Source organism: Halobaculum sp. EA56 (assembly GCF_051195075.1).
GTDB lineage: Archaea > Halobacteriota > Halobacteria > Halobacteriales > Haloferacaceae > Halobaculum.
Genome location: NZ_JBNTJX010000034.1, coordinates 1 through 10,218 on the forward strand (window position 1 = coordinate 1; position 10,218 = coordinate 10,218).

Consider the following 10,218-nt stretch of genomic DNA (forward strand, 5'->3'; position numbering starts at 1 on the left):
ACTGCGGCCAGTGCGTCGGCCCGGTCGATGAGCCGATCGGGGGCCCGAAACTGCACGCGCTTCTTATCGGTGCTCATGATGTGTACATTGTGAGCCAACGCACTTAGCCGTTTTCGTGTGTACGATGTGAGCCTCACTCGGCCAAGCGTCACCCGTCCACGAGATGCTCTTCGAGGACAAGCGTCAGCCCGGCGTGATGGTCGGTAGACCACAAGGCGTCGTCACTGGGTAGCAAAGCAGTCGTCGATAGTTAAGGAGGCGCTGAGAACACGTTGACTCACTCGTCTTCGAGTGCTGCATAGATCTCTGCGTGGCGGTGTCCGTCAAGCTTCCCCATCTCGTGGGCAATCTCGCGACGTTCGGCGTCGCTCTCAGCCGCCTGATACCGCTCGTAGAGCTGGCGGACTTCGTCGTCGACCGCCGTCGAGGAATCGGTGCTGGACGCCATTGATCTCGTCAGCATACTCGGTGTGTTTCCTTATCGGTTGCGACGAGCGCAGGTCCGGAAGTAGATAACTGCAGTCTCGTGTCGACCGCGGCTTCGTCGGTTGCGAAGCGGTGCAAGAGGGCTCGAATCTCATCACCGTAGTCGAACGTGTACCCATTCAGCATATAGAAAACGACCACCGTTCGGAGCGCTGTTCGTTTGTTCCCGTCGACGAACGGATGCTCCGCAACGAGCAGTCACCTCAAGACGATATGTAGTCGATCAACTGGCTCGCCACATCCTCAGTTCGTTCGTTGATGAGAGAGGTCAGATAGTGCTCTACGTCCGCAGCACTGTTGAGGGTCGCGAGCGACCACGGAAGCACGTGACTTCGTTCTCCGAGTGGGTCGCCCTCGTAGTCGTCGTCTCGGAGTGTGAGTGCCTCCTCGTGGTAGGTCTTCGTGGAGAGTAGGACAGTGATGAGTTGGGTACCATGGTTCGGGAGGTGCGGTGCTCCCAGAATGAGCATCGGGCGACCTTTCTCCGAGAGCGGGTCACTCGCCCAGACGATGTCACCGCGTTCCAGTTCCTCAAACGCAGTCACTGTACTTCTTCCATCTCGTCGGTTTGGAGGTCTTCAAGACGCTCCTCACCGTACTGTTCGTCTGCTGTCTCGTGGTGTCGGTGGAGGCGATAGGCAGATTGGAGCCGTTCCTCGTCGTCCGTGATCGCCCAGTACGGGCGCTTGTGCCGCACGAGACCGCGTTCCTTCAATCGCGAGAGAATCGCACTGACGGCGTCTGTATCCAGCCCGAGGTGCTCGGCAATCGTTGTCGCCTTCCACGCTCGGTCGTTATTCTTGTCGAGGAACAGCACGATCCGCTCGGTATCATTCCGGTCCTCGAATTCGTCGGCGTCAGCGTTCTCGAACTCGTCGATATCGATGGTGCCGCTCGACATAGACTAGTGTTTGGACTGTTGGAACTAAGTTGTTTGGTATGTTTGTTACCGTGGATGGATGTTTCCGTGCCCAGAAATATGGGAGGGGGTCACTCTGCCGGCGTCGCAACGAGATGCTCCTTGAGATCGCGCGTCCAGTACGTCGCAAGTCCGCCCGGACTACAGCGGGCGCACAGCTGCAACGGGCCTTCCAAATGCCCGAGTTCCACCCGGAACCGGGTGAGAGCTGCGAGCGTGTCGACGACCAGCCCACAGCCGTCACAGGCGACGTGATCGCGCTCGTCGGGGTCCGAATCCGTCTGAATCGCGCAGTCGACACAGATCGGGTGGGTGACTCGCTCGTCCTGTCCCCAGGTGTGGGCCGCGCCAGTCTCGGTATCGAGTGGCGCGTCGCAGAACGCGCAGCCAGTGAATACTGATTCGCAAGGGAGACCAGAATATCCGTATAGCTTCTCTGCATAGAGGAGTGTATGCCAAGCAAGCCTCGTTTCGAACTCTATACTGACGGTGCTGGTGAGTGGCGATGGCGGCTTGTCGCGACCAACGAAGAGATAATCGCCACCAGCGGCGAAGGGTACGTGTCGAAACAGGGAGCCAAACGCGGTATTGAGAGCGTCAGGCAGGCAGTTCCGAAGGCGAAGCTACAGGAACGATCCTGACTGTTTCTAGAGGCTCGCTAACACCCAATATCGGCGGTAATGGCCTGCATTGGGCTTCTATCGCCTAAACCCGCTCCATCGAGCAATTTGGAAGAAACGGGCGAAATAGGACGTCTATCGGCTGTTTACGGCCGTACCGAAGACAGTGCGCGTTTTATCTGTTCTTCGCCGAATCGTCGAGTAGAAGATGATCGACGGACTATCGCTCGTCACCGCGGAACACACGTTGCACGAGGTGGTACCGTGAACCCACTTCTCGTTGCGACCGCCTTTGTTGTCGTCTCAACGGGCGTCATCTGGAAAGGGAGTGAAGTGCTGGAGACCGCTGCCGAACGCCTTAGTAAGCACTACGGGCTTCCAGTCGCCGTCCACGGGGCGGTTGTCGTCGCTGTCGGATCGAGTTTCCCGGAGCTGACTTCGGTCGTGGTCAGTACGCTCCTCCACGGGGAGTTCTCACTCGGTGTCGGCGCCATCGTCGGGAGTGCTGTGTTCAATCTCCTCGTCATTCCGGCGCTTTCGACACTCTTCAGCGATGGTCTCGAATCGACGCGTGACCTCGTGCATAAGGACGCACAGTTCTACATCATCAGCGTACTCGTCCTGTTCATTACGTTCGCGCTCGGCGCAACCTACGTCCCAGCGGGGACGAACCGAGCGGCTGTGCTGACACCGGCGCTTGCCATTTTCCCCTTACTCACCTACGGCGTATATGTGTTCTTGCACTATCAAGACGTCCAACAGCACACACACGAAGATGAGATCGACGTTGAGCCCGGACGTGAGTGGGGCCGACTCTTCGTATCACTGGCACTTATCGGAATCGGCGTCGAGGGGATCGTACGCGGCGCGCTCGATTTCGGTGCCATCTTCGATACGCCCTCGTTCTTCTGGGGGCTGACGGTCATCGCCGTTGCGACCAGCCTCCCTGATACGTTTGTCAGCGTTCGGGCGGCGAGACGGGACTCGAGTGTTACCAGCCTCACGAACGTACTCGGGAGCAATACGTTCAATCTCCTCGTTGCGATCCCCGTCGGCGTGCTCATCGCTGGCACGACGACCGTCAATTTTCTCATCGCGGTCCCGCTGATGGCGTTTCTCGGAATCGCGACGCTCGTGTTTATGATCTTCGCCAGAACGGACCTTGAGATCTCGAACCCGGAAGCGTACGGCTTCCTTGCGCTGTATGCGGTGTTTCTGGTCTGGATGGGGTTGGAAACTGCCGGTATCACACAGAGTGTTCGTGGATTGTAGGAGGACGGCGAGACACGCTCGCTATGCGATGCCACTCCAGAATAGCTGAATCAGACAAAGCGAGCGGACGACAGTGAACGGTTGCTGCATCACTCGCCCTCCGTGTCGGCGTCGCGGCCGGTCGTCCAGCCACGATGGAAGACGGCCAGCTGCGTCGATGAGTCGAACGTGGTGCCGCTCGGCTCGTGAACCAGAACTTGGTCCTCGGGAACCAGAGTGACGACGTCCGCGTCGACGAGGTCGTTGACCAGGCGTTGGGCCGTCGAGTCGTCGACGTCCGCCGTGTCGACGCCGATGGCGTCGCGGTCTTGGGCGAGCTGTTCTTTCTCGAACTGTTCGTAGTCGCGACTCGTGTCGTCGTGCGGATCGGGACCGGGCATGGTGAGTCACGCAGCACTCATGGTCGCGCGCTGCACGCCTCCCGGCGTGCACGAGAAACGCTGTTCTCGTGCGCACACCAGAACGCGAAGCGTTCTGGGGACGCCGACAAACACTCCACGCGAGACCGTTGCCCTTACGCGCTCCAGAGGGTCGCGATCCGGTCTTCGATCTCGTCGAGGACGAGCGCAACGCCGTCACGATGGTCGTCGGGCCACGATGCGCCCTCGCCGGGCGTCGGGGCGGTGGGCGGGGGGTGGAAATGGTCCCGAGTATTGTGTGGATTCGGGTGCCGGTCCCACCGGCACTCCCAGGTGTGGTCCGCGTGCTGCTCTCGATAGTGGAGTTTGAAGTCGTCGTTCGTGTACCAACGGACCGTCAACTGCGCCTCGTCGACGGCTGCCGGGTAGTACGATGGGGCACAGACGACGTGGAGCTCCAGATGGCCGCTTGTATCCGTGACAGTCGCTCGAGAGACCTGCCTCGTCGCGTGGAGTCGCGTCTGGAGGAACTCGAGGATTGGACGATCGATGGGGGCAGGGCTCCCGCCATCGTCTGTCGGTGGCGCCATCGAGCGGGCTACCCGGACGCCTGTTCGCGCTCGCCACCTGTGCGTTGTTGGCGCGCGCGTTCGTAGCGGTCACGTTCCTCGCGGGCGGTCGCCCAGTCGGCGAGGTCGCTATACACGTCGTCGATGGTCCGCTCGTCGCTGCCCTCTGCGGCGGCGACGGCGTCGACGGCGGCCGGTGACGCGGCGTCGTATGCGTCCTCGTACTCCCTGATCCGCGTCGTCAGGTCACGAACGCGATCCTGCAGCTCTGCAGCGGACTGCTTGGTAGCGAGCTGGTTGATGCGTCGCCACTCGAAGTATGCGTCGTTCCGTTCGTAGGTAGTCGGGTGACCATCGTGCCGGGTGACGACGCCCAACTGCTCGAACCAGTCGAGGTACTTCCGGGCGGTCTTTGGGTCACACTCGGCGGCGTCGGCGATCGAACTGGCCGTCGTCGGCTCCCGGGTCTGAAGGATGGTGCCGTAGATACGTTGTTCGACGTCGTCGCCGGTAAACGCATCCTCGAACGGTGGCGGGCCATCCGCGGCGTCTGGCTTGGGCATACGGGTATTTAGCAAGTTACGGATTTAGTTCTTTTGTCGCGGAATAGTTTCCTGTAATTGGGGGATCGACGAATCGGTTTGGGGCTGTGTTACCCACCAGACCCGTGATTGCGCTTCCGTACTGGTGGTTAGGGATCGGCAACAGTAGTCTCCACGTTCGAAGGTGGGATTGTCCCTTACTCCACGACGGAGAGCAGCCGATCGCGATGGTTCCGAACGGTCTCAACCGTTACTTCGGCCGCCGCCGCTGCGTCAGCCTGTGTCAACGGCGCGTCGTTCGCACACGCCGCCAAGTACAGGCAGGCAGCGGCGAACCCCGCTGGATGTACGCCTGACGTGACGCCAGCGTCGACGGCCTGTTCAGCAATCTGTTCCGCCCGGTGCCGCACAACGTTGGTACAGCCGAGCTCGGAGGCAAGCCGCGGCACGAACTGTGTCGGCTCGACAGGCGGCGTCGGCAACCCCAGCTCCTCGTTGAGTACGCGATAGGCGTTTTCGACTCGATCCTGTGTAACCGGTGCCGTCGGCGCCACGTCGGCGATCAACCACGACTGGCCGTTACACCGACAGGCGCCGAAGACGCTCGCGGCGGCCATCGCCTCGATCGATCGGCCGGGTAGCAAGTGCTGGTCCTGTGCCGTTCGGAACAATCGACACGCTTGATCGCGTACTGAATCACTCAGGCCGAGCGCGCTCGCGATCCGCCGGATCTCCGTGAGGCCATGCCCGAGGTTGCGTTCCTGTTTCGATCGCCACCGGCTCCGTGCGTGTTCACGACGGAGTCGGGACAGGCGTCGACGCTTCTTGCCCTCGAGGGGGTTGCCGTTCGCGTCCTGGTTCGTCCCGATCTCTGTCGAGAGGCCGCGATCGTGCCGTGCCGGTGTCAGTGCTGCTCCGGTTCGCTTTGGGTTGTCGGCGCCGTCGTCGATGTGCCACTCTGGCCCGTGATCGATCGCTTGGTCGTCGATGATGAGGCCACAATCCTCACAGACGGTTTCAGCCGCGTTCGTCCGGACGGTGCCGCCACATTCGGGACAGGGATCAGTTGGACCGTACTGGACATCCTCGTCGAAACCACGATCGTAGATGTCGCTCGTCGTCATCAATCTCACCTACGCGAGGTGACGCCGATGCAGCGCACCCCGCACCCCTCCCGGGGGTGACAAACTCGACTGCGGGAGGCGCAAATCGGATTTCGACGCCGATAGTGCCGAGGTGTTAACCAACATTGTGTCGGTATCGGTTCGGAATGTTGGTTAAGGCTAGCCGCTACGGCGTTCGGAGCTCTCGAACTGGCTTCACGACGAAGGTGTCTGACTCGCTAGCTACTTCTTCACCTGCCCGCTCCGTTGACGTCGACGCCGACCGCGTGAGCTGGGTGATGAGCTCGTCGCGAACGGTTCGTCGCGGGACGGTAGTCTCGTGCCAGCCCAGCCGGTCGTCGAAGTGCCGCTTCTGGAACTGCTCGCCGACGTCGTCGGCGGCGACGTACTGCGTCCGCGTCGACCGCCCGACCTGGTGGGCGACGAAGACGGCGCCCACGGTCTCGTGCGTGAGTTCGACGAGGGCACACTCCACGAGGGCGACGACCGACGCGTGATCGCGGTCGGTCGGGATCGTCACCTCGAGGTCTGCCCACGGAGCCTCCCCGTCGGAGTTGGTTGCTGCTTGCTGTACCGTCTGCGTTTGGGTCGTACGTTCCGAAGCCATCGTCTATCGGGGGCACGTGATGTACCCCGCCGCCCCCTGGCGGGGGTGACAGACGTGCCGCTGCGGTCGCAACGCTACTTGGACCGACCGCCGAATAACCGACCCAACAGTGAGGATGACTCTGACTCACTACTGTTCTCACTCGTAGTAGCGGCGTGCTCGCCCTGGCACTCCTCCTCCTCCTCCTGGCCACGGGTGCCGAGTTCGTCAGTGAGTCGCTTGACCTCCGCTTCGAGAGCGTCGATGCGCTCGGTTTTCTCCGTGAGTGTCGCCTCGAGCTCGTCGACGCGCTCGCTCAAGAGCCGGTTCTTCTCGGCGAGATACGCGCGACTCCGCTCCGAGTCAGCAGCGCCGACGTCTGGCGACGATGTGGCGGGGATCTCGTCCGCGGTATCGTCGCCGGCGTCCGGGTCGTAGAACTCCGAAGTAGTCGCAATTGCTCGCTCGATGGTCTTCTCCCCATACGTCGACCCATCAGCGTAGTGGACCTCGTCCCACTTCTCTCGCATCAATCCCGACTGGCGAAACAGGTGATCCATCTGCGTCCGGTCGCCGCCGGTCCAGAACGCCAGCAGACAGCACAGCGCCATGTCGGCCTCGGACTGGCTGTCGTAGCCGGCTGTGTTCCCGTTCCAGAGCCGCTCGAACTTCTCGCCGTTCGATGCATTCCGCGCTTTCTCGAGGAGGTCCTCGTCTTCGAGGTCGACGTCAACGCCGGCTGCACCGGTCGTCGGTGACTCGTCGTCAGCGCTACCACGCTGTTCGGACTCTGCTGCCGTGTCACGCTCTGTCTCCTGAACGTACTCACGGTGAATCGCTCTGAGCGCGTCCTGTCGACGTGCGACGCACGTTGGTGTCCGCTCGACGTGATCGCCAGTGACGGTGAAAAATCGTGCCGTGTCGTACAGTTCGATGCTCCCGCGACGGTTCCGCCCCTCGGGAAGTTCGCCCCTGATGAGGACGTGATAGCCGGTGCCGGACGGTGACACCTCCGTATAGGAGTCGAGGCGCTCGATGATGTCTAGTGCCGCGTCGTCGACGTCGCCGGTTTCAGGATCACGGCAGTCGTCCAGGTCGACACCGACGATGGGATCGTCGTCGGTAAACACGAACCCAACGCCATCGGCGTGTGCCGTCTCGGTGTAGTCGAGCGCTGTCTCGAAGCTCGCCCAGGTCTCCGACTCTGTTGATGACGCGAACCCCCCACCTCCCGGCGTCACCGGAATCTTCGTCGACTTGCCGTCCCGCTCCTCTTCGCGCCAGCACACCCACTGGTCCCGTTCGCGTAGCGTCTCCGGAATCGCCTCCGATTCGTCGATACTACTCTCACTCATCCTCACATAGCACCTCGCATGGCTCTCACTGGCTCTGAGCCAGCACAGACTTCACGCTGCTCTGCGTGTCGATCCAATCCCTTGGTCCCAACGGGGAACCCCCGTTCTATCCTAGTTGGTTTTTGCCGTAACAGATCATTCAAATCAGTGAAATCCTGGGTCTGAGGCTCCCGATACGTGCATACAGCAAAATCTCTCCAGAATGCTTGTGTTACGGCATTTCGGTTGGTTGCCGTAACCCCTCTCCGTCTGCTGATTTCGGTGCTGCGGAGACGATATGCCTCGATGTTTCCGTAACGCGAGAGGCATTTCCTGTTATGCAAACTCAAATTTACATTTACGATATATTTGGCGCTGAGTGTGGATTGCATTGTATTCCCCTCCAGATCTATTCTGATTTGAGTGCAAGCCCCTCGTAGTATCGAACAGAGTCGCCGTTCTCATTGTCTGTGTTCCGCTCGAACGTGACATAGTTCCCGAGGCGACGGCCGAACCAGGGTTTGCTATCTGTATCAATCCCGTGAGCCTCAGCCCACTGCTCGTAGATTTCGTAGACATCTCCGGCGGCTACTCTGCTTTCCGGATCTTCGACGAGGTGTGTCTCTGCGAATCGCTCAACAACCGCCTCTGGATCCTCAGCAATATCGTCAATCGATGGCTGAGGCGCCTGCTGAATATGGTCTGCCTGTTCTCCTGTCGTTTCTTCGCACCCACTTGTGGTGACGGTATCGAGTAAGGTGTCCATCGAGTACGTACCGTCAGTATCGTACACGACCGGGTTGCCTTCTTCAGGGAGAATGACGATAGCGTACGACGTGGGGCTATAATCGGGTGTCTGGAGTTCGGCTTCGGGGACGAATGGCTTCTTGATACGCACCCAGTCGTTCTCGAACGCCGATTTCGTCTCGTAGATGTGTTGCTCACCGTGCTCGTATACGACGTACTCCTCGGCAGCGTGGTCGTAGCTGTAGATGGCTGGAACACGATCCTTCGAGAGTTTCCCAAGCGACGGGAGGCGGATGTATTCCGTCCCGCTGGCATCACGAAGGACGACCTCGTCGCCATCACGCTGCCAGATGTTCTGGGTCCCGTTCTCGTCGTCGCTCGCCGGTCGCACGGCCGTCACTCCACCTTCTTCGGTCGCTCCACCGTTGAACGTGAGATTCGAGTCAGTCGTGTAGAACCGTGTCTCACCATTCTGGAGGGTACGGACGGGTGGTGTGAGAATGCCGTCGACACGCTCGGCCCACTCAGTTTCGTCGTTTCCTGGGCGAACGACAAACAGCGGGATATCCCCTGCTTCTTGGGCTTTCCGGAGATTCGTGAGCACCTTTGCGGGATTCTCGGGTGTCGTCGTTTCGACTTCGATGGCGAATCGATCGGCAACGTCGGGGTGGCTCGCCTTCGCGTCAGGTTTTTCGCTGCCATCCTGTGCGAGGATCGAGACAGTGAAGCCGAGTGCGGTAAGCCCTTCTTCGATCTGGAGGAGTGCTGCGTCGTGGGCACTCCCACCAGCGGCCTGCACGCCACCAGTATCGGGTGTCGCGACCTCTTCTCCGGCGTCAGTGAGCCGGATGCGGAGCTCGTCGGCGTCGATATCAACGGTCGTATCGAGATATCGTGATCGTTTTCGAATGTCCGCGAGTGCATCATACGATGGCGGCTCGGCGTCGACGTCGTCGAAGAGCCGCCTGAGTTCGTCGTCAACTGCTTCAATGGCCACCCAGCCGTTCTCCTCGCGGCACTCCTCTCGAAGCTGCAGACTCCGAACCACCTTCGCAATCGCGACGTCTAGGTCATCGCTCCCGATATCGAGCACCTCGTGTCCGTCGGTCGGTGTTCTCGTTGTTGAGGCGTCTGTTGCGGCCGGCACGCCGTGTTCGTCACTGATGTGCTCGTGCATCGAGGAGAGTGTCTCAGTGAACTGCTCCTCTTCACGCGCTGTGAGGGGCGATTCGCTCTCGGGGTGGCCCGGTGGAATCGGGAGTGGTTCGAGACTGAACGGATACGGCCCCGTTTCACCGAACGTCGGGCTTGGCAAGCTGGCGATCCACTCCCCTCGTGGCAACGAACGAATCCGATTGGCGAAATCCGCGGGGTCCATCTCTTCGTGGGCCATCGCTCGCGCCAGTTCCCGGTCGACGTTGATTTTCCCGATGAGCGAACTGCCGATGTTGTTCAGAGCATTCAGGTAGATCTTCCGCCCACCTTCAGCCTCCATCTGTTCGGGGAACTGCATCGACAGGCCAACAGAGAGCCGGAATCCCCGGCCTTTCTCGAGGAGATCATTCATGATGTCGGAGACCACAACCGATGCTGCCTCGTCGACGAGCAAGTTCACGACGTAGTCGTCCGAGTGCTGGGAGAGCGCCTGTTTGCGGTCCTT

General features: G+C 60.6%; 11 protein-coding genes and 3 pseudogenes. 2 read left to right on the forward strand and 12 right to left on the reverse strand.

Features of this window, described 5'->3' with window-relative positions:
- Positions 1-277: 277 nt before the first annotated feature.
- The 5 genes and pseudogenes from ACQUQ1_RS20925 to ACQUQ1_RS20945 form a co-directional block, all read right to left on the reverse strand.
- Complete coding sequence (locus tag ACQUQ1_RS20925) at positions 278-448, reverse strand: hypothetical protein (RefSeq protein ID WP_435066180.1); 171 nt, start codon at positions 446-448, stop codon at positions 278-280.
- A gap of 30 nt (positions 449-478) precedes the next feature.
- Positions 479-684: pseudogene (locus ACQUQ1_RS20930) on the reverse strand (type II toxin-antitoxin system death-on-curing family toxin); the annotation flags it as partial.
- Positions 685-689: 5 nt separating this feature from the next.
- Positions 690-1,031 carry a type II toxin-antitoxin system PemK/MazF family toxin gene (locus ACQUQ1_RS20935; RefSeq protein WP_435066181.1) on the reverse strand — a complete coding sequence of 114 codons (342 nt, stop codon included), beginning with the start codon at positions 1,029-1,031 and terminating at the stop codon, positions 690-692.
- Entirely contained in the window at positions 1,028-1,387 is a 360-nt protein-coding gene (locus ACQUQ1_RS20940; RefSeq protein ID WP_435066182.1) for a MarR family transcriptional regulator, read from the reverse strand. Before ACQUQ1_RS20940 ends, ACQUQ1_RS20935 begins: the two co-directional genes overlap by 4 nt.
- An 89-nt stretch (positions 1,388-1,476) precedes the next feature.
- Positions 1,477-1,797, reverse strand: a pseudogene (locus ACQUQ1_RS20945) (DUF7558 family protein); the annotation flags it as partial.
- Between the two features lie 60 nt (positions 1,798-1,857).
- Between ACQUQ1_RS20945 and ACQUQ1_RS20950 the strand changes: the two are divergent.
- Together ACQUQ1_RS20950 and ACQUQ1_RS20955 are read left to right on the forward strand one after the other, a co-directional pair.
- Positions 1,858-2,046: an HVO_2922 family protein gene (locus ACQUQ1_RS20950; protein ID WP_435066183.1), complete on the forward strand. Its 189-nt coding sequence runs from the start codon at positions 1,858-1,860 to the stop codon at positions 2,044-2,046.
- 243 nt (positions 2,047-2,289) lie between these two features.
- Positions 2,290-3,297, forward strand: coding sequence for a sodium:calcium antiporter (locus ACQUQ1_RS20955; RefSeq protein ID WP_435066184.1), 1,008 nt, complete (start codon positions 2,290-2,292; stop codon positions 3,295-3,297).
- Positions 3,298-3,386: 89 nt separating this feature from the next.
- Here the strand turns inward: ACQUQ1_RS20955 and ACQUQ1_RS20960 are convergent, their stop codons facing one another.
- From ACQUQ1_RS20960 to ACQUQ1_RS20990, 7 genes and pseudogenes are all read right to left on the reverse strand, one after another.
- Complete coding sequence (locus tag ACQUQ1_RS20960; protein WP_435066185.1) at positions 3,387-3,677, reverse strand: hypothetical protein; 291 nt, start codon at positions 3,675-3,677, stop codon at positions 3,387-3,389.
- Between the two features lie 134 nt (positions 3,678-3,811).
- Positions 3,812-4,246 (reverse strand): hypothetical protein, encoded by a 435-nt coding sequence (locus ACQUQ1_RS20965; protein ID WP_435066186.1) that lies wholly within the window; start codon positions 4,244-4,246, stop codon positions 3,812-3,814.
- A gap of 8 nt (positions 4,247-4,254) precedes the next feature.
- Entirely contained in the window at positions 4,255-4,788 is a 534-nt protein-coding gene (locus ACQUQ1_RS20970) for a DUF7342 family protein (RefSeq protein ID WP_435066187.1), read from the reverse strand.
- A gap of 176 nt (positions 4,789-4,964) precedes the next feature.
- Positions 4,965-5,891 carry a transcription initiation factor IIB gene (locus ACQUQ1_RS20975; RefSeq protein ID WP_435066188.1) on the reverse strand — a complete coding sequence of 309 codons (927 nt, stop codon included), beginning with the start codon at positions 5,889-5,891 and terminating at the stop codon, positions 4,965-4,967.
- A 166-nt stretch (positions 5,892-6,057) separates the two neighbouring features.
- A complete protein-coding gene (locus ACQUQ1_RS20980) occupies positions 6,058-6,498 on the reverse strand; it encodes a hypothetical protein (protein WP_435066190.1) in 441 nt (146 codons plus the stop codon).
- Between the two features lie 74 nt (positions 6,499-6,572).
- Entirely contained in the window at positions 6,573-7,832 is a 1,260-nt protein-coding gene (locus ACQUQ1_RS20985; protein WP_435066191.1) for a phage NrS-1 polymerase family protein, read from the reverse strand.
- Positions 7,833-8,220: 388 nt separating this feature from the next.
- Positions 8,221-10,218 (reverse strand): annotated as a pseudogene (locus tag ACQUQ1_RS20990) (conjugal transfer protein); the annotation flags it as partial.

Coding starts and splice junctions, on each gene's coding strand:
- ACQUQ1_RS20965 (WP_435066186.1), bottom strand. CDS start 4,246: ATGGCGCCACCGACAGACGATGGCGGGAGCCCTGCCCCCATCGATCGT.
- ACQUQ1_RS20960 (WP_435066185.1), bottom strand. CDS start 3,677: ATGCCCGGTCCCGATCCGCACGACGACACGAGTCGCGACTACGAACAG.
- ACQUQ1_RS20970 (WP_435066187.1), bottom strand. CDS start 4,788: ATGCCCAAGCCAGACGCCGCGGATGGCCCGCCACCGTTCGAGGATGCG.
- ACQUQ1_RS20985 (WP_435066191.1), bottom strand. CDS start 7,832: ATGAGTGAGAGTAGTATCGACGAATCGGAGGCGATTCCGGAGACGCTA.
- ACQUQ1_RS20925 (WP_435066180.1), bottom strand. CDS start 448: ATGGCGTCCAGCACCGATTCCTCGACGGCGGTCGACGACGAAGTCCGC.
- ACQUQ1_RS20950 (WP_435066183.1), top strand. CDS start 1,858: ATGCCAAGCAAGCCTCGTTTCGAACTCTATACTGACGGTGCTGGTGAG.
- ACQUQ1_RS20940 (WP_435066182.1), bottom strand. CDS start 1,387: ATGTCGAGCGGCACCATCGATATCGACGAGTTCGAGAACGCTGACGCC.
- ACQUQ1_RS20975 (WP_435066188.1), bottom strand. CDS start 5,891: ATGACGACGAGCGACATCTACGATCGTGGTTTCGACGAGGATGTCCAG.
- ACQUQ1_RS20980 (WP_435066190.1), bottom strand. CDS start 6,498: ATGGCTTCGGAACGTACGACCCAAACGCAGACGGTACAGCAAGCAGCA.